The following is a 17,828-nucleotide window of genomic DNA, read 5'->3' on the forward strand; positions in this document are numbered from 1 at the left end:
CGCCGAGGCATCGCGGAATACGGCTTTCACCCGGCGGGCCGCCGGGCGGCTTGGAGCCTTCTACAGGAGCCGCCCCGGAGTCACCGCCGGCGGCAGGCGCCCATGGAACGGGCCCCACGTCCGTCCGGCCCCGCCCGCCGTGCGGCGACCGGTCGCGGCCGGTCCACGCCCTAGAAACGGCGGCGCGCCTTGCGGGCGCGGCGCACCAGGGCAGCGGTACCGAGCAGTGCCACGGTCGCACCGGCGGCCCCGGCCGCGGTCGCGTCCTTGCGGCCGAGCCGGCGGCCGGCGACGGTGTGGCGCCCCTCGACCTCTTCGAGGAGTGCCGCGAGCACCTCCTCGTTGGTCCAGCGCGGCCGCCACCCCACATCGTGCAGCCGGCTCACGCTCACCACCCAGGGATGCATCGTGTACGCCAGGTCGCCCGCCGGTGACGGGGTCAGGCCGATCCGGTGCAGCCGGGCCGCCGCGCCGAGTGCGACGGCCGAGGGCAGCTCCATCCGGCGGACGCCGCTGAGCTCCTCGACCTCCGCCTGCTCGAGCCAGCCGTCGCAGCCGACCGCGAACTCCCCGTCGATCTTCTCCAGCGCGGCGTACTCCAGCGCCTCGACCAGGTCGTCGACGTGGCAGAACTGCCAGGCGGGCCGCGATCCGGCGACCACCAGGAGGCGGGGCGACTCGAAGTAGCGGGTCAGCGCCGTGTCCGTACCGCCGACGAGCACGGTGGGACGGACCACGGTGACGTGGAGTCCGGGGTGGGCGCGGGGTGCGCGGCGGCCGAGCCGTTCGATCTCCAGGAGGTCGCCGACGCCGGTCGCCTCGGCCGTGGCGCGCAGCTCGGCGTCCTCGGCGAGCGGCACGTCGTTGTCGGGCAGCGCGCCGTAGACCATCGCCGAGGTGCACAGCACGACGCGGTGGACACCCGCGGCCGCGGCCGCGGTCAGCACGGTCTGCGTGCCGCGCACGTTGTACGCGGTACGGGCGGCGGGATCGGTCTCCAGATCGAGATCGAGCGCCAGGTGCACCACCACGTCGGCGCCGCGCAGCTTCTCCGCGATGGCCGGGTCGCGGACGTCGAGGATGTGCCACGTCGCCTCGGAGACCTCTCCGCGGCGCTCGTCGATGGCGATGACCTGCTTGATCTCCTCGGAGGCCGCCAGGCGTGCCGTGAGCAGCGCACCCACGCCCGTCGCGGCTCCGGTGACGGCCACGACAGGGCCGCGGCTCCTGGAGCGGCTGCGGACGGACTTGTTCTCGTACTCGTTCTCGGTCGTGTTCTCGGGCGAACGGTCGGCCAGGTTTCGCGCTGCGCGAACCTGAGGATCTGGGGAACTCACCGGGCGTCTCCAGCGGTTGTCTTCAGTACGTACCCGAATGACGCGTACGTACCAGGTGGCGTCCATCCTGCCGCAGGCCGGGAGCAGGCGTAGCACTGAGGCCCCGAGCGGACTTGGTGTCTACGCTGGATGGTGATGTCGGGCAGTCGCCGTCGGTTCGAGCCGGCGGCCCTATGAGCCGAGGAAACCCGTGAGTGACACCCCATTCGGATTCGGCCTTCCGCCGGAGGAGCCGGACGACGGCGACCAGGGCAAGAAGAACGACCCCACCGGAGGTGGGCAGGGTTCGGGCGGTCCGGCGAACCCGTTCGGCTTCGGCCCCGGCGCGGGCGGTGACAACCCCTTCGCCGCCATGTTCGGCTCCATGAACCCGAACGACCTGGGCGCCGCCTTCCAGCAGCTCGGCCAGATGCTGAGCTACGAGGGCGGTCCCGTGAACTGGGACATGGCCAAGCAGATCGCCCGCCAGACGGTGTCGCAGGGCACCCCTGACGGCACCAAGGACGCGAGCGTGGGCCCGTCCGAGCGTGCCGCGGTCGACGAGGCGCTGCGCCTGGCGGATCTGTGGCTGGACGGTGTGACGTCACTGCCCTCGGGTTCCGTCTCGACGGTGGCGTGGAGCCGTGCCGAGTGGGTCGAGGCTTCCCTCCCCGCCTGGCAGAAGCTGGTCGACCCGGTGGCCGAGCGTGTCGGCCTCGCCATGGGCGACGTGCTGCCCGAGGAGATGCAGGCGATGGCGGGCCCGCTGATCGGCATGATGCGGTCGATGGGCGGCGCGATGTTCGGCCAGCAGATCGGGCAGGCCGTCGGCGTGCTGGCCGGTGAGGTGGTCGGTTCCACCGACATCGGGCTGCCGCTCGGACCGGCCGGCAAGGCCGCGCTGCTTCCGCTGAACGTCGAGCGCTTCGGCAAGGACCTGAGCGTGCCGCAGGACGAGGTGCGGCTGTACCTGGCCCTGCGCGAGTCCGCTCACCAGCGGCTCTTCGCCCATGTGCCGTGGCTGCGCTCGCATCTGTTCGGCGCGGTGGAGGGGTACGCACGCGGGATCAAGGTCGACACCAGCAAGCTGGAGGACGTGGTCGGTCAGTTCGACCCGTCCCACCCGGAGCAGTTGCAGGACGCCCTTCAGCAGGGCATGTTCCAGCCGGAGGACACGCCGGAGCAGAAGGCGGCCCTGGCCCGTCTGGAGACGGCGCTCGCGCTCGTCGAGGGCTGGGTGGACGCCGTCGTGCACGAGGCCGCGAAGTCCCGGCTGACCTCCGCCGACGCGCTGCGCGAGACGATGCGCAGGCGCCGTGCCTCCGGCGGTCCCGCCGAGCAGACCTTCGCCACGCTCATCGGACTCCAGCTGCGTCCGAGGCGGCTGCGCGACGCCTCGCGGCTGTGGGCCTCGCTCACGGACGCGCGAGGTCTGGAAGGGCGCGACGCGCTGTGGGAGCACCCCGACATGCTGCCGACCGCTCATGATCTGGACGATCCGGACGGTTTCGTCCACCACGAGCAGGTGGACTTCTCCGAGCTGGACAAGATGCTCGGCGAGGCGGCAAAGGGTCCGCAGAAGCCCGCCGCCGGTACGGATGGCGACGCCGAGGACGGCCCCGAGGACGGCCCCAAGGACAGCGACGGCAAGGGCGACACCGACAAGTGACCCTGCACGACGACGCCGTTCTCGTCCTGAAGAACTACGCGGCCGGCGAGGATCCCGCACAGGAAGAACTGCGGCGCGCCTATCTGGACCATCTCGGACTGCACCCCGACGGCATGTGGAAGGCATGCGAGACCGGGCATCTGACGGCCAGCGCCCTGGTCATCGACCCGGAGCGCGGAAAGGTGCTGCTGACACTGCACCGGAAGCTGCGGATGTGGTTGCAGATGGGCGGCCACTGCGAGCCCGGGGACGCCACCCTGGCCGCCGCCGCGCTGCGTGAGGCGACGGAGGAGTCCGGCATCGCCGGACTGGCCCTGCTGCCGGGCGGCCCCGTGATCCTGGACCGCCATCCGATCCCCGCACCGTGCCACTGGCACCTGGATGTCCAGTACGCCGCGCTGGCGCCTCCGGGCGCGGCGGAGCGGATCAGCGAGGAGTCGCTCGATCTGCGCTGGTTCGCCTACGACGAGGTCGCCGAGGTCGCCGACTCCTCTGTGGTCCGTCTGCTGGAACGTACGCGCGCGGCCCTGGGCGGCGGCCCGCGGTAGGAAGCACGACGGTAACGGTAAGGGGCGGCCTCCCTGGAGGCCGCCCCTTACCGTTACCGTCGCCGCGCCCGCCTCACCCCGTACATGGAGCTGACGGCTCGCTGCTCAGTTCCAGGCGTTGTTCTGGTTCTGGCCGTGGGCCCCCTGCTGGCCCATGCCGTACTGGGCACGCAGGCCCTGGCCGATCTGGGCACTCTGCGGCGGCAGCACCTCGCTCGGCTGCACCAGGGCGAAGCCCTGTCCGAGGAAGCTCAGCTCCCAGCCCTCGCCCGTGTTGCCACGCCGGCGGAACACTCCCGACGAGTGTGTCTGGGCCTGCATCTGCACCCTCAGGGAGCTGGACCAGGCGACGATCGCGTCGGCGTCGGCATTGACGTACTTGTCCTGCGTGACCTGCATCATCAGCGGCTGGCCGGAGGTCATCAGCGCGACCTTGCCGGTGCCGGAGATGTTGAGCTGGTACTTGCCGGTGCCCGAGATGCCGTACTGGCTGTCCACGGCGATGACCTCGGTGTGGAGCGCCGAGTCGAGCGCCAGGACATAGGCGCTGTCCACGGTCAGCCCGTCGTGGTCGACGTCCACCACGTGGACGTACTGCGCGAGGTTGGCGAAGTAGACGGTGCCCTGCCCGGAGCAGCGCATCAGGTCGAGGCCCTCACCGGTGGCGGCGCGGGCGTTGCGCTGGCTGTGCGACTGGTACTCGCCGTCGAACTCCATCAGCCCCTGGTACGCGACCATGGCCCCCTTACGGGCGAGGACGTCGTCGTGCCCGGTCAGCGAAACCCGCAGCAGCTGCGGGTTCTGGACCGTGTAGCGCTCCTGGGACTGCTGTTCCGTGTAGCTGAAAAGCGGACTCTGCATGGTGTGTTCTCCCTCCCCGTCAGGCCCGTACGCGCAGGCGGTCGGTACTGTCCTCGCTCGGCTGGACGACGACGATCCCCTGGCCGGAGAAGGCCATCTGGAACGCCTCGCCGCTGCCCCGCCCGATGAGCGAGGAGGCCTTGAAGCTGCGCTTGCCCTTCACCTTCAGGTTCGGGGACCACGCCACGAGGGCGTCCGGGTCGACGTACGTCTCGTCCTCGCCGCGTCCGCAGTCGACGACGATCGGCGTGCCGCGCGAGGTGATCGCGACCCAGCCGGTGCCGGAGACACAGACGTTCCACAGACCCTGGCCGGCGAACTTGGCGAGCCCCTTGACCCTCTCGACACCCCAGGTGAGGTGGCTGTCGAAGGCGAGGAGGTTGGTGCCGTTGACCGAGATGGAGTCGTTGTTGAGATTGATGACGACCACGTCGGCGCCGTAGTCGGCGAGGTAGAGCAGACCGTCCCCGGCGCACTTCATCAGGGGCGCGCCCTCGCCGGTGATCCACTGGGATGCCATCTGGCGGACGGCGGGCGGGTTGGGCTCGTACTGGATGAAGCCCTCGTACGACACCATAGAACCGGTGCGCGCGAAGAGGTCCTGCCCGGTCGCCATGGCGACCTTCAGCATCGAATGGCCGTGGTTCTCCATCCGGGCCGTGACGGGGGTCGGGGCGTAGCCCGCGAGTTGCTGGTTCATGACGGGCTCCCTCAGACCTCGTAGGGCTGGACGACGATGAAGTTGCCGGGAGCACCCCGGAACTGGAGGTTCACGGTCTCTCCGCTGTGTCCGGGATAGGCGTTGCGACGCAGCCGGACCTGACTGGAGATGATCACCTGGGACGCGGCGGACCACGCCACGACGGCGTTGCAGTCGGCGAACGTGGTCGGGGTGACCGGAAGGACGACCGGGACTCCGTGCGTCTTGACGATGACGGTGCCGGTGCCCTGGAACTGCATGGTGAACAGGGCGCCGCCGGGAATGCCGTGGCCCTCGATCCTGCGGACCTCGTGCTGGAGCGACTCGTCGAAGGCGAGGACGCTCTCGGCCGAGACGCAGATGCCGTCGCCCTGGAGCTCGATGGCGTGCAGATGGGAGGCGTCCTCGGCGAGGAAGACCTGACCCCGGCCGGTACAGCGCATCAGCTGCATCTCCTGGCCGGTGGCGTTGCCGACCATCCGGCCCGCGAAGCCCGCGCCCTTGTAGCCGAAGTCGACCTTGCCCTGGTACATCACCATGCTGCCCTGCCGGGCCAGCACTCCCGCTCCGCCGCCCAGGGTGAGGTCGACGCGCATGAGCTGCTGGTTCTGCGGAGTCCAGCGCTGCCCGGTGGCCGTTTCCTTGTACGGCTGGAGCGCGGCCAGCAGGCCGGCTCCGGCCTGCGGCACACCCTGCGGCACGCCTTGGGGCATTCCCGGCGGCTGCTGCCCGAACGGATTCGGGGCCTGCTGTCCGTAGGGGGCGGGAGCCTGCTGTCCGTACGGCGCGGCCTGCTGTCCGTACGGGGCGGGGGCCTGTCCGAAGGGCGCGGCCTGGGCCGGGACCTGCCCGAACTGCGGCTGCTGGGGCGGCTGCCCCGGCTGCTGTCCCGGCTGCTGTCCCGGCTGCCCGTACGGAGCGGGCGCGGGCGGCGGAACGCTGCCGCCCTGCGGAGCCAGTGGCGCCGCTATGGTCGGCGCGGCATGGATCTGCTGATGCTGCGGAGTGGGCGCCGGCGCCTGAGCTGCCGGTACGCCGAAGGGCTGCGCGGGCTGTGGGGCCTGCGGTGCGGCCGGGGCTCCGAACGAGGGCGCAGGTGCTGCCGCCTGGGCCGGCGGGGCGAACGACGGGGCCGCGGCCTGGGGCTGGGGAGCGGCGGGGGCCTCCTCGGCGACCTCGCCGCCGAAGTTCTTCAGCAGCGCGTCGAGCCCACCGTCGAAGCCCTGGCCGACGGCGGCGAACCGCCATACGTCCTTGAGGTAGAAGTCACCCAGCATCACCGCGCGCTCGGTCGTGAACTCCGAGCCCGTGAAGGCGTACCTGACTACTTCTTCGCCGCCCGCGACGATCCGGATATACCCCGGACCGGCCTGCGACATCTGTCCGGCACCGTCCAGCGTCGCGGTGAAGGACAGCTTGTGAATGTTCGCCGGAATGCGGTCCAGAGTGACACGGAACGACTCGGTGTCACCTGCTTGCGCACCAAGGAGCTGAATGGACTCCTCGGGCGATTTCGGCTGATTGAAGAAGACGAAATAACGGTCGTCGGAGAGCTGCTCATTGACATCGAGGCCGAAGCAACTGATGTCAAACGTCAGCCCCGGGCCGGCGATCTGCACACCTACGTACAGGTCCGTCCCCGGCGTGAGATCGCTGATCTTGGCCTTGTGGCCGCGTTGGAATTCCCTGGCCATGCGTAACGACCGTCCCCCATCCGGAAGGTGAATGCGTCGCGTCAGGCTAACCGCAAACTCCGGCGTTGGGCCAAGCCGGTACAGACCCGGTACAGAATCGCGCACGTCACTCGCCGCGCGTACGCGAACGTCACTCGCCGCGCGCGGCCGGCAGGTGGGGCAGCCGGTCGGCGGCCACCACCCCTTCGAGATAGCCGCGAGCCCGCTCGGTACGGGGGTAGGCATCGAGGAGCCGCCAGAACCGCGGCCCGTGCCCGGGGACCAGAAGGTGGGCCAGCTCGTGGACGAGCACGTAGTCGACGACGTATTCCGGCATGCCCTGCAGCCGGTGCGAGAGCCGGATGCTGCCCTCGGCCGGGGTGCACGACCCCCAACGGGTGTTCTGATTGGTCACCCAGCGCACCGAGACAGGACGGGCCCGGCCGTCGAAATACTGGGTGGACAGACGCTCCGCACGCTCGGCGAGCTCACTGTCGCCGAGGATCCGCTTGTTCTCCTGAGCGGCGAGCTTGTCCAGCATCACATTCACCCAGCGCTGCTCCTCGGCCTCGGACATCCGGGCCGGAATCAGCACGATCGTGCGATCACCCTCCCGGTAGGCGGAGACCGTTCTGCTGCGGCGGGCGCTCCTGCGGACCTCGACCGCGCTCGTCGCCGAGGCACGGGACTGGTGGTCGGCCGCACTGCGCCGGCGGGTTCCGGCGCCGCGCGCGGAGGTCTCCCCGGCGAAGCCGGGTGACGAGTCGGCGGGCACGCCACGACGTTACCCGCTGTCAGTGGGGGAAGTCCCGCCTCCGGCACGGTTCGCGCCTGATCCGCCTCATGGCTGCACCATTTGAACGACTAATACCCCCCGCCTGTGGATAACTTTCCGCACGGTTCCTCGGCACGCTCCATTCTGGCAATGGGTCCCGCACAGCCACACAGTCACAGAGCCACACAGACCGGGGGAAGCCGTGCATCCGATGTTGAAGCCCGCACTGCGCCGCGCATGGCGCGGCAGCGGCACCGTGCAATTCGGCGTGACACCCGCGCATGCCGTCAAGGTCGGCCCGATGGATTACGCGACGGGCTGTTTCCTGGAACTGCTCGACGGAACACGCGGGATGTCCCTGCTGCGCCAAGAAGCGAGAGCCCTCGACCTGAATGATCATCAAGTCGACACACTCGTCGTGCGGTTGATGGATGCCGGACTCATCGACGACGTCCGGGCGGGCGGCCCGGAGGCCGACACCTTACGGAACCGGGTGGACGCGATGGAGCGCCACCGGCCTGATCTGGCATCGCTCTCCGTCATGCATCCCGAACCAGGAGGAGGGATGCGCCGGCTGGCGGCCCGCCGCTCCATGCGTGTCCAGGTGCGAGGAGCGGGCCGGGTCGGTGCGGCGATCGCCGCGGTGCTCTCCGGGGCCGGGGTGGGCTGGGTCGAAGTGCTGGACGGCGGATGCGTCGAACCGTGCGACGTATCGCCCGCCGGCCTGCCGGCCTCGGCGGTCGGAGAACGCCGGGACTCGGCGGCACGGCAACTGGTCCGCCGCGCCTCCCCCGGCCCAGCCCCTCGGACCACGCAGTCCCCGGCCGGATGCTCGATCGGGGAGCCCGGCCTGTCCCTGATCGTCGTCGCCCCTCGCGACGGCCTGTCCGTCTACGTCCCCGACCCACGCACCGCCGAGCCGTGGATCACATCGGGCACACCCCATCTCTATGCCGGAGTCATCGAGGCCACCGGCTTCGTCGGGCCCCTGGTGCTGCCGGGAGGCACGGCCTGTGCGGGCTGTCTCGATCTGCACCGGCGGGACCGGGACCCGCAGTGGCCGAGGATGCTGGCCCAGTGGCAGTCCGGCCGGCGCAAGGCCGTACAGGCGTGCGACCTGGCACTCGCCACGGCGGTGGCAGGACTCGGGGCGTCCCATGCGCTGGCCTTCCTCGACGGTGAGCTGCCGGCCAGCACCGGGGCCCGCTGGGAGGCCGCGCTGCCGCTGTTGGACTGGCGGTCCGAGCAGATCGGAGCACACATCGACTGTTCCTGCGGAGCAGGTGGTCACACTGAGGGGGTGCGCGCCTCCGCGGCCGGCACGGCGCACGACACAATGGCCGGGTAACCGCCGCACGCAGCGCGGCAGTCTGGGACTTGGAGGGGCATATGTCTGATCTTCCCCGGAAGGCGGTCACCCGAACCGCCAAGCTGGCCGCGCTGCCTTTGGGGTTCGCAGGCCGCGCCACGTGGGGGCTGGGAAAACGCATCGGCGGGAAGTCCGCGGAACTGGTCGCCCGTGAAGTCCAGCAGCGCACCGCCGAACAGCTCTTCAAGGTGCTGGGGGAGCTGAAGGGCGGTGCCATGAAGCTGGGGCAGGCCCTGTCAGTCTTCGAGTCCGCCCTGCCGGAGGAGGTCGCGGGTCCTTATCGCGCGGCCCTGACCAAACTTCAGGAGGCCGCCCCTCCCCTGCCGAGCGCCACGGTCCACGCGGTGCTGGCGGAGCGGATCGGTGAGGACTGGCGGGAGCTGTTCCTGGAATTCGAGGACAAGCCATCAGCCGCCGCATCCATCGGGCAGGTGCACCGAGCGGTGTGGCACGACGGCCGGGACGTCGCCGTGAAGGTGCAGTACCCGGGCGCCGGTGAGGCGCTGCTCTCGGATCTCACACAGCTCAGCCGGTTCGCCCGGCTGCTCGGTCCGCTGATCCCCGGCATGGACATCAAGCCGCTCATCACGGAGCTGCGCGACCGGGTGTCGGAGGAGCTGGACTACGAGCAGGAGGCGCAGTCACAGCGGGAGCACGCCGAGGAGTTCGCTGACGATCCCGATGTGGTGGTCCCCGGGGTGGTCCACCAGTCCGACCAGGTGCTGGTCACCGAATGGATGGACGGTGTTCCGCTGGCCGACGTGATCGCCGACGGGACCCCTGAACAGCGGGACCGGGCCGGGCAGCTGCTGGCCAGGTTCCTGTTCTCCGGCCCCGCGCGCACCGGGCTGCTGCACGCGGACCCGCACCCGGGCAATTTCCGGCTGCTGCCCGCGGACCCGTCCAACGCGGCGGACAGCGGGGACGGGAGCGATCCGGACAGCACCGTGGACTCCGGTGAGGCTCAGTGGCGCCTGGGAGTGCTGGACTTCGGCACGGTGGACCGGCTGCCGGGGGGGCTGCCGCAGACCATCGGAGACTCCTTGCGGCTGACGCTTCAGGGAGACGCGGACTCCGTGTACGAGCTGCTGTGTGGAGAGGGGTTCGTCAAGGACTCGATCGACCTCGACCCGGATGCGGTCCTCGACTACCTCCTCCCGATCATCGAACCGGCCGAGGTGGACGAGTTCACCTTCAGCCGGACCTGGATGCGCAATCAGGCCGCTCGCATAGCGGACCCGCGTTCTCCCGCTCATCAGCTGGGCAAGCAGCTGAATCTGCCGCCCGCCTACCTCCTGATACACCGGGTGACACTGAGCACGATCGGGGTGCTGTGCCAGCTCGGTGCCACGGTCCGGCTGCGTGAGGAACTGGAGTCCTGGCTCCCGGGATTCCTGCCTCAGGACCAGGAGAACCGGGCCGAGGAGACGACGGCCGAGGAGTCACCGGCCGAAGAGGCCCTGCCCGACGAGACGCCGGCCGAAGGATCTCAGACCGACAAGACAGCGGCAGGGTTCGAGGGGGCGGAGCCCACAGCGGGGGCGACGGCCGGCGTGGAGGCGCGGTAGCCGGCCTCCGGCCGGGCACGAAGAGGGCGGCGTGGTCCGTTACCACCAGTCGGAGTCGAGGCGGCCCTCGATCGCCCTGATGTGCGTGCGCGCGCAGTCGTCGCAGTAGTAACGACGCGTGCCGTTCTCGACGGAACAGAGCCAGGTCGGCGGTGCGGTCTCGCCCCCGGAGCGGGTCCCGCACAGGGCGCATACGACATCCTCGGCACCACCCGCTCCGGGGCGATGAGTCTGCTCGTCCACTTCGTGACGATAACTCCGCCGCCGCGCTTCGGCGCGGCGCAGCCACCACGGCATCGCAGGGTCCGTCATGGTTCGCCCGCCACGTGACCGCGCGCGCCACGGTGGCACGGCACCGGTCCTGGCACCGGCACCGCGGTGGACGACCCCGGGAACGACTGCGGGGCCGGTCCGAATGGACCGGCCCCGCGGTAGGGGTCCTGGCGTGGTGGGTACTGCTTGCCGAGGAGCAGAGAGCGGCTGCCCCTCGGCGGACGGTACCGGTGTGCTGTCCTGCTTGGTTCAGTGCATGACCGCCATGGCCAGCGCACGGCGGGCACGCATCGAAGCGCGCTCAGCCCTGCGCTGCATCCGTCGCGCGTTGATCAGGCGCACGGCCTGACGCTCCGCGTCGACTTCCCGCAGGCGGTCGTGCATATGCGCACGAGCCAGGGCTTCTGGGATGAGTTGCATTTCACGGGTCCTGTTCTGACGCGAGTCGTTCGCGCCGATGATGGTGACGTTCGGTGTCGCGGAGCCGACGGGCTCCCTCGTGGGGACGGTCATTGCTGCCTGGTTTCGGGGGTCGTGGGTCAGGGGACGGTCGATGGTTCCAATGCGGTTCATGGGCTTGGGGGCCATGGCCCCCAGATCGGCGGTCACGCCGCGACCGGGTTCTTGCGCGGACGGCCACGCGGCCGCTTGCGAGCGACGACGACGCCCTGGATGAAGAGCTCGCCACCCCAGACACCCCACGGCTCGCGGCGCTCCTTGGCGCCGGCGAGGCAGGCCTCGACGAGCGGACAGGTGCGGCAGAGGGACTTGGCGTACTCGACGTCGGCCGGCGACTCGGCGAAGAAGACCTCGGGGTCGTAGGAACGGCAGGGAACGGGTACGCCGAGGTTCTCGATGGCGTCGTCGAGCGCGGTGAGCGCAGTGAGGGGGATCAAGGTGGAGTCCTCCGTGAGGCCGGGCGGGGAGATCGTTTCGGAAGGCGGTACGGACGGGGCGTGCGCTTCGAGTTGCACGGTGGTGGTGTCCTCGTCTGGTCGTTTCCGGCCGGTTGGCCGGGGGGCGGCTGGTACCAGGTCTTGCTTGTCCCGAGGCTCCTTCGCGCTGTCTCGTCCGTTCGGACAAAACAAAAGGGCCGCGGATCCCGAGTGGGGTTCCGCGGCCCTGAAGGCGCCGGCCTGATCGTCGATCAGGCTGGATCACTCCAGGGTTCAGGCCCACGGAAGGCCCACATCGTGTGGTGGTGCGTCGTCTGCTTCTTGGCTCCGGATTCCGCTCCCGCACCGACGGCCGCAAAGGCATAGGCCTGGGCCTGTCCCTTCGCTACTGCTGCTGCCGGTGCCTGGGTCGGTCGCTCATTACGCTCCCGCACGGGAAGGCTTGCCAGGGGCAGCGGGCTGGCGGCGGAAATGCCGGACATACCGGTGCCACGCAGCGAGGAAGCCGACGAGCAGGCGAGGCCGAGCGAGCAGGCGGAGACGACCGAAAGATCGGTCATTTTGTTGGTCTCGATGATGCTGATCACTTCAATCGCCTCCTCTCGGCGTCTCTGGGGACCGGCAGAGCCGGTCCTACGTATTCGGATAAGTACAGCACAGGATCAGGGCTTCAGAGAAGTCGCTGTTCCCGTGGTTAAGAACCTATGGTGATGACTGGGGCGGGCGCAAACTATTTTTTCGACGAGTTTTTCTCACATCTCCTCGTCAGCCTCCGAACCTCCCTCCGCCCCGTCCCCACCTGCGCAGATGTCCAGCACGGCGGCGCCGAACCGGCCCAGCTTCCGCGCGCCGACGCCGGAGATCCCGGCCAACTCGCCCTCGCTGCCGGGCACCGCCTCGGCGATGGCCATCAGCGTCTTGTCGGTGAACACGCAGTACGCGGGCTGGCCGATGTCGCGGGCCCGCACCGCACGCCAGTCGCGCAGCCGCTCGTACAGCGCCTCGTCCATGTCGGACGGGCAGTCGTCGCAGCGCATCAGCTTCATCTCGCCGGCGTCGGTCAGGGTCTTGCCGCATACCCGGCAGAGCGCGGGTCCGCGCCGTTTGCGGCGAGCGGCTGCCGGTCGCTCGATCCCGCCGCCGCCACCTGCGGTCGGCCTGCCGCCGAGCGCCCCCGAACCAGGGCGCAGCCCGTTCAGGAACCGGCTCGGGCGGCGGCCCGCCCGGCCACCGGGTGAGCGCGCCAGCGACCACGACAGGGAGAGGTGGAAGCGGGCCCGGGTGACGCCGACGTAGAGCAGCCGGCGCTCCTCCTCGATCTGCTCGTCCGTCTTGGCGTAGGTGATGGGCATCATGCCCTCGGTCAGCCCGACCAGGAACACGGCGTCCCACTCCAGGCCCTTCGCCGAGTGCAGCGAGGCCAGCGTGACGCCCTGGACCGTCGGGGCGTGCTGGGCGGCCGCCCGCTCGTCCAGCTCGGCCACCAGGTCGGAGAGGGTCGCGCCCGGCCTGGCCTGTTCGAAGTCCTCGGCCAGCCTGACGAGGGCGGCGAGGGACTCCCAGCGGTCGCGCACCGCTCCTGATCCGGCGGGCGGCTCGCTGGTCCAGCCCTTGGTGGAGAGCACTGCCCGCACTGCGGAGGGCAGCCCCTCCGCATCGTCCAGCAGGGAGTCGTTGCCCCCCGCCCTGGCCGCGCCGCGCAGCGCGACGCCCGCCTCCCGCACCTCCGGACGTTCGAAGAACCGCTCCGCGCCCCTGAGCTGGTAGGGCACGCCCGCGTCCGCGAGGGCCTGCTCATAGACCTCGGACTGGGAGTTGACCCGGTAGAGGACGGCGATCTCACCGGCCGGGACACCGGCGGCAACCAGGTCCCTGATGCGACGAGCGGTGCCCTCGGCCTCGGCGGGCTCGTCCGCGTACTCCAGGTAGGCGGGTTCGGGTCCGGACTCGCGCTGCGAGACCAGTTCGAGCCGGTGCTCGGCGGCCCGGCCGCGCGCCTGCGAGAGCAGCCCGTTGGCCAGATGGACGACCTGGGGCGTGGAGCGGTAGTCCCGGACCAGTTTGACCACAGTGGCCCCGGGGTGGCGCGTGCGGAAGTTGAGCAGATGGTCGGGGGTGGCTCCGGTGAAGGAGTAGATCGTCTGGCTGGCGTCACCGACGACACAGAGGTTGTCCCGGTCGCCGAGCCAGAGGTCGAGCAGCCGCTGCTGGAGCGGGCTGACGTCCTGGTACTCGTCGACGACGAAGTGCTGGTACTGGCGGCGCACGTGGTCGGCGATGTCGTGCCGGTCCTGCAGGATGCCGACGGTGAGGAGCAGCACATCCTCGAAATCGATCACGGTACGGTCGCGCTTCAGCTGCTCGTACATCGCGTAGACCTGGGAGATCTCGGCGGGATCGCGCGGGGCGTCCCGCTGGGACTTGGCGACCACGGCCGGATAGTCGGCAGGCACGGTCTGGGTGACCTTGGCCCATTCGATCTCGCTCGTGACATCGCGCAGCTCGTTGCGGTCGAGCCGGACACGGCAGCGGGCCGCCGCCTCGGCGACCAGCTGGACCTTGCGTTCCAGCAGCCGGGGCAGATCACCACCGACTGCTTTCGGCCAGAAATACTGGAGCTGACGCAGCGCCGCGGAGTGAAAGGTCCGCGCCTGCACCCCGCCCGCGCCGAGCTGGCGCAGGCGCCCGCGCATCTCGCCGGCGGCGCGGTTGGTGAACGTGACGGCAAGCACACTCGACGGCTGGAGTATGCCCGCGCGCACCCCGTAGGCGATGCGGTGCGTGATGGCCCGCGTCTTGCCCGTACCGGCTCCGGCCAGCACGCAGACCGGGCCCTGCAGGGCCACGGCGACCTCGCGCTGCTCGGGGTCGAGCCCGTCGAGGACGGCGTCGGCGGAGTCGGGGACCTGAGGGAAGAGGCTGGCATGCGTTGCTGATGTCACCCCGCCATGCTGCCAGGTCGAAAGCGGCCACCGCGGAAGTTGTCCACAGGGGGGTCGTATCTGTCGTACTAATACGGGTGGGGTGTGCCACTCGGGCCATCACGTGGCCCGGGACTCGCCCCCGGACACGTCCTTGGACTCCGCCGGACACTCGTCCCCGTACGGGCCGGGCCCACGACCACACGGCGCCCCCGCGGTTCCGGGGCGAGGCGCACGGTTCCGGGGCGAGGCGCACGGTTCCGGCCAGAGTCTGTGTGGTTCCGACCGGAGTGGGGGCGGCTCCGGGAATGGCTGCCAGGTCGCGTACGTTCCCTTCCTGTGCGGCATCGCACGTCCCGGCCTTCGATTCCTCTCCGTGTGACGGAAGAGACCTGGCCGGGATGTGACGGGATTGCCGAGACCGATGAGACAGAGGAGCGCGAAGACATGCCGGGCACTGTGACGATGTACAGCACCACGTGGTGCGGATACTGCCGTCGGCTCAAGGGCCAGCTGGACCGCGAGGGCATCGCGTACACCGAGATCAACATCGAGCAGGACCCGGAATCGGCGGCGTTCGTCGAGAAGGCGAATGACGGAAATCAGGTGGTTCCGACCGTTCTGGTGACGCCCTCCGCCGGTGGCGAGAACGTCGTCATGACGAACCCGAGCCTGGCCCAGGTGAAGCAGGCCCTCACCGCCTGATTCCCCGCATGCACAGCACCGCCCCTCCGCAGTGATCTCGCGGAGGGGCGGTGCTGTACGTGCGAAAGCGGGCGTGGGGCTCAGCGCGTGGTGCTCAGCACCTGCGTGCTCAGCGCATGCCTACTCAGCGCGTGCGTGCTCAGCGCCTGCGTGCTCAGCGCGTCAGCTCGCGCGGACGGGCTTCGGGAGCGGCTTGCCGTACCAGATCTCGATCAGGCGCGCCGCGATCGAGATGCCGAACGGCGGCAGGATCTCGCCCGACTCGAAGGCTGCCGTCAGCTCCTCGCGGGAGAACCAGCGGGCCTCCTCGATCTCCTCGCCGTCGACGTTTATGTCGAACGTCGTGGCCCGCGCCATGAAGCCGAGCATCAGGCTGGAGGGGAACGGCCACGGCTGGCTGGCGATGTACTCGACCTCACCGACCGTGATGCCCGCTTCCTCGAACACCTCACGGGCCACGGACTGCTCGATCGACTCACCCGGCTCGACGAAACCGGCCAGTGTGGAGAACCGGCCCTCGGGCCAGTGCACCTGGCGCCCCAGCAGGGCGCGGTCCTGGTCGTCGGTGACGAGCATGATGACGGCCGGGTCGGTACGCGGGTAGTGCTCGGCGCCACAGGCCGGGCAGCGGCGGATGTGACCGGCCGCCGCGATGACCGTGCGCTCGCCGCAGCGCGAGCAGAAGCGGTGCAGCCGCTGCCAGTTCTCCAGCGCCACCGCGTGCACCATCAGACCGGCGTCGCGGGCGCCGAGGAGCAGCCCCGCCTCGCGCAGGCCCGCCGGACGCGCCGACTGGTCCATACGGCCCGGCAGCGTGTCCTTCTGGAGAGCGAAGTAGCTGACGCCGTCGTCATCGGTGCCGAGGAAGTAGCGGTGGGTCTCGGTGACCGGGGCCTCGAAAGCGGGCGTCATCACGAGTTCGGTGCCGTCGGCGGTGTCGTCGATCAGCGCCTGCCCACCGGAGACGACGAAGACCCGGGTCGTCGGGTGGCTCCACGCGGCGGCCAGCCAGGCCTCGTCGAGACGGTGGTGCGCCGCGCGGTCGATACCGCTCGGCGCGGTCAGGCCGATAGGACGGTCCGTGGTGGCGTTGTCGAAGGTGCTCACAGGTGCTTCCTACTCCCCCGGGATGGATCGGGTGTTCAGAGGATTCAGCGGAGTGCGGCTGCCAGTTCGCCCCAGAGGTGGGCGGTGGTCTCCACACCCTTGAACAGCAGGTCGAGTTCGACCTTCTCGTTGGGGGCGTGCCAGCCGTCGGACGGTACGGAGATGCCCAGGAAGAGGACGGGGGCGCCGAGCACGTCCCTGAGGTCGGCGGCGGGGCCCGAGCCTCCTTCGCGGGTGAAGAGGATCTTCTGGCCGAAGGCCCGTCCCATCGCGCGGGCCACGGCTTGCAGCGCGGGGTGGTCCAGAGGCGTCAGGCAGGGGCGGGTGGCCGGGAGGAAGGTGATCCGGTGGCGGATTCCGGACGGGACGCGGTCCTCGGCCCAGCTCCGCACGGCGTTCTGGACATGGTCCGGGTCCTGGCCCGCGACCAGCCGGAAGCTGATCTTGACGACGGCGGACGACGGGATGATCGTCTTGCTTCCGGCGCCCTGATAGCCGCCGCCGATGCCGTTCACCTCGGCGGTGGGGCGGGCCCAGATCCGCTCCAGCGTGGAGTAGCCGGCCTCACCGGAGGCGGCCCCGGACTTGGCGGTGCGCAGCCAGGTGGCCTCGTCGAAGGGCAGTTCGGCGAAGAGCGCGCGTTCGGTGTCCGTGAGTTCGGCCACGCCGTCGTAGAAACCGGGGACGGCGACCCGGCCGTCGGTGTCGTGGAGCGCCGCGACGAGGCGTGCGATCTCCGTCGCGGGGTTGGGAACGGCGCCGCCGAACGATCCCGAGTGGATGTCCTGATCCGGCCCGCGCAGCTCGATCTCGCACTCGGTGAGACCACGCATGCCGGTGCAGACGCTCGGGGTCGTCTCGTCCCACATGCCCGTGTCGGAGACGATCACCGCGTCCGCGGCGAGCCGGTCGGCCCGCTGCTCGACCAGGGCGCGGAAATGCGGGGAACCGGACTCCTCCTCGCCCTCGACGAGGAGCTTGAGGTGGACGGCGGGGGTGGTGCGGCCGGTGGTGGCGAGATGGGCCCGGACGCCGAGGGTGTGGAAGAACACCTGCCCCTTGTCGTCGGCCGCGCCGCGCCCGTACATCCTGCCGTCGCGGATCACCGGTTCGAACGGGTCGGTGTCCCAGCCGTCCTCGCGGGCGGCGGGCTGGACGTCGTGGTGCCCGTACACGAGGACCGTGGGGGCGTCCGGATCGTCGGAGGGCCACTCGGCGAAGACGGCGGGCGCGCCGTCCGTCTCCCAGACCTCGGTGACCGGGAATCCGGTCTCCTTCAGCTTGGCGGACAGCCATGCGGCGCTGCGCCGTACGTCCCCGTCGTGCTCCGGCTGCGCGGATACGGAGGGGATGCGCAGCCACTCGGCGAGATCGTCGAGGAAGGCTGCGCGATGCTGCTCGGTGTACGTACGGACGGCGCTGTCCGGGGTGTCGCTCATGACCTTCA

17 protein-coding genes are annotated in these 17,828 nt (G+C 70.2%); 5 read left to right on the forward strand and 12 right to left on the reverse strand.

Going from position 1 to position 17,828, the window contains the following annotated elements:
- Positions 1-170 precede the first annotated feature (170 nt).
- Positions 171-1,337 carry an SDR family oxidoreductase gene (locus ACZ4LX_RS25700; RefSeq protein WP_467648932.1) on the reverse strand — a complete coding sequence of 389 codons (1,167 nt, stop codon included), beginning with the start codon at positions 1,335-1,337 and terminating at the stop codon, positions 171-173.
- Positions 1,338-1,527: 190 nt separating this feature from the next.
- Here ACZ4LX_RS25700 and ACZ4LX_RS25705 point away from each other — a divergent pair, with 190 nt between their 5' ends.
- Both ACZ4LX_RS25705 and ACZ4LX_RS25710 read left to right on the forward strand, forming a co-directional pair.
- On the forward strand, positions 1,528-2,985 hold the full coding sequence (locus ACZ4LX_RS25705) for a zinc-dependent metalloprotease (protein WP_467648929.1): 1,458 nt from the start codon (positions 1,528-1,530) through the stop codon (positions 2,983-2,985).
- Positions 2,982-3,533, forward strand: a complete 552-nt coding sequence (locus ACZ4LX_RS25710; RefSeq protein ID WP_467648925.1) for an NUDIX hydrolase — start codon at positions 2,982-2,984, stop codon at positions 3,531-3,533. The genes ACZ4LX_RS25705 and ACZ4LX_RS25710 overlap by 4 nt, the downstream gene beginning before the upstream one ends.
- 105 nt (positions 3,534-3,638) lie before the next feature.
- Here the strand turns inward: ACZ4LX_RS25710 and ACZ4LX_RS25715 are convergent, their stop codons facing one another.
- From ACZ4LX_RS25715 to ACZ4LX_RS25730, 4 genes are all read right to left on the reverse strand, one after another.
- Positions 3,639-4,394, reverse strand: coding sequence for an AIM24 family protein (locus ACZ4LX_RS25715; RefSeq protein WP_467648922.1), 756 nt, complete (start codon positions 4,392-4,394; stop codon positions 3,639-3,641).
- A 19-nt stretch (positions 4,395-4,413) separates the two neighbouring features.
- Positions 4,414-5,094, reverse strand: coding sequence for an AIM24 family protein (locus ACZ4LX_RS25720; RefSeq protein WP_467648920.1), 681 nt, complete (start codon positions 5,092-5,094; stop codon positions 4,414-4,416).
- Positions 5,095-5,105: 11 nt separating this feature from the next.
- Entirely contained in the window at positions 5,106-6,788 is a 1,683-nt protein-coding gene (locus tag ACZ4LX_RS25725) for a TerD family protein (protein WP_467648917.1), read from the reverse strand.
- A gap of 130 nt (positions 6,789-6,918) precedes the next feature.
- On the reverse strand, positions 6,919-7,542 hold the full coding sequence (locus ACZ4LX_RS25730; protein ID WP_467648914.1) for a M48 metallopeptidase family protein: 624 nt from the start codon (positions 7,540-7,542) through the stop codon (positions 6,919-6,921).
- A gap of 202 nt (positions 7,543-7,744) precedes the next feature.
- Here ACZ4LX_RS25730 and ACZ4LX_RS25735 point away from each other — a divergent pair, with 202 nt between their 5' ends.
- Complete coding sequence (locus ACZ4LX_RS25735; RefSeq protein ID WP_467648911.1) at positions 7,745-8,890, forward strand: ThiF family adenylyltransferase; 1,146 nt, start codon at positions 7,745-7,747, stop codon at positions 8,888-8,890.
- Positions 8,891-8,931: 41 nt separating this feature from the next.
- The gene (locus ACZ4LX_RS25740) at positions 8,932-10,479 is read left to right on the forward strand and encodes an ABC1 kinase family protein (protein ID WP_467648908.1); all 1,548 of its coding nucleotides are present in this window, start codon (positions 8,932-8,934) and stop codon (positions 10,477-10,479) included.
- 39 nt (positions 10,480-10,518) lie between these two features.
- Here ACZ4LX_RS25740 and ACZ4LX_RS25745 read toward each other — a convergent pair whose 3' ends face one another.
- From ACZ4LX_RS25745 to ACZ4LX_RS25765, 5 genes are all read right to left on the reverse strand, one after another.
- Positions 10,519-10,722 (reverse strand): hypothetical protein, encoded by a 204-nt coding sequence (locus tag ACZ4LX_RS25745; RefSeq protein ID WP_467648906.1) that lies wholly within the window; start codon positions 10,720-10,722, stop codon positions 10,519-10,521.
- Positions 10,723-11,001: 279 nt separating this feature from the next.
- Positions 11,002-11,325, reverse strand: coding sequence for a hypothetical protein (locus ACZ4LX_RS25750; protein ID WP_467649145.1), 324 nt, complete (start codon positions 11,323-11,325; stop codon positions 11,002-11,004).
- 32 nt (positions 11,326-11,357) lie between these two features.
- Complete coding sequence (locus ACZ4LX_RS25755) at positions 11,358-11,726, reverse strand: WhiB family transcriptional regulator (protein WP_326738612.1); 369 nt, start codon at positions 11,724-11,726, stop codon at positions 11,358-11,360.
- 173 nt (positions 11,727-11,899) lie between these two features.
- Positions 11,900-12,235 (reverse strand): hypothetical protein, encoded by a 336-nt coding sequence (locus tag ACZ4LX_RS25760; RefSeq protein ID WP_467648900.1) that lies wholly within the window; start codon positions 12,233-12,235, stop codon positions 11,900-11,902.
- Positions 12,236-12,400: 165 nt separating this feature from the next.
- Positions 12,401-14,590, reverse strand: a complete 2,190-nt coding sequence (locus ACZ4LX_RS25765) for an ATP-dependent DNA helicase UvrD2 (RefSeq protein WP_467648896.1) — start codon at positions 14,588-14,590, stop codon at positions 12,401-12,403.
- 426 nt (positions 14,591-15,016) lie between these two features.
- On the opposite strand from ACZ4LX_RS25765, the gene ACZ4LX_RS25770 reads away from it, so the two are divergent.
- Positions 15,017-15,274, forward strand: coding sequence for a mycoredoxin (locus ACZ4LX_RS25770; protein WP_467648894.1), 258 nt, complete (start codon positions 15,017-15,019; stop codon positions 15,272-15,274).
- A 162-nt stretch (positions 15,275-15,436) separates the two neighbouring features.
- Here the strand turns inward: ACZ4LX_RS25770 and nudC are convergent, their stop codons facing one another.
- Together nudC and ACZ4LX_RS25780 are read right to left on the reverse strand one after the other, a co-directional pair.
- On the reverse strand, positions 15,437-16,381 hold the full coding sequence (gene nudC, locus ACZ4LX_RS25775; RefSeq protein WP_467648890.1) for an NAD(+) diphosphatase: 945 nt from the start codon (positions 16,379-16,381) through the stop codon (positions 15,437-15,439).
- A gap of 44 nt (positions 16,382-16,425) precedes the next feature.
- The gene (locus tag ACZ4LX_RS25780) at positions 16,426-17,820 is read right to left on the reverse strand and encodes a dipeptidase (protein ID WP_467648886.1); all 1,395 of its coding nucleotides are present in this window, start codon (positions 17,818-17,820) and stop codon (positions 16,426-16,428) included.
- Between the last annotated feature and the right edge of the window lie 8 nt (positions 17,821-17,828).

The organism is Streptomyces sp. NPDC026062 (assembly GCF_055568375.1).

Coding starts and splice junctions, on each gene's coding strand:
- ACZ4LX_RS25715 (WP_467648922.1), bottom strand. CDS start 4,394: ATGCAGAGTCCGCTTTTCAGCTACACGGAACAGCAGTCCCAGGAGCGC.
- ACZ4LX_RS25720 (WP_467648920.1), bottom strand. CDS start 5,094: ATGAACCAGCAACTCGCGGGCTACGCCCCGACCCCCGTCACGGCCCGG.
- ACZ4LX_RS25725 (WP_467648917.1), bottom strand. CDS start 6,788: ATGGCCAGGGAATTCCAACGCGGCCACAAGGCCAAGATCAGCGATCTC.
- ACZ4LX_RS25740 (WP_467648908.1), top strand. CDS start 8,932: ATGTCTGATCTTCCCCGGAAGGCGGTCACCCGAACCGCCAAGCTGGCC.
- ACZ4LX_RS25750 (WP_467649145.1), bottom strand. CDS start 11,325: ATGAACCGCATTGGAACCATCGACCGTCCCCTGACCCACGACCCCCGA.
- ACZ4LX_RS25770 (WP_467648894.1), top strand. CDS start 15,017: ATGCCGGGCACTGTGACGATGTACAGCACCACGTGGTGCGGATACTGC.
- ACZ4LX_RS25780 (WP_467648886.1), bottom strand. CDS start 17,820: ATGAGCGACACCCCGGACAGCGCCGTCCGTACGTACACCGAGCAGCAT.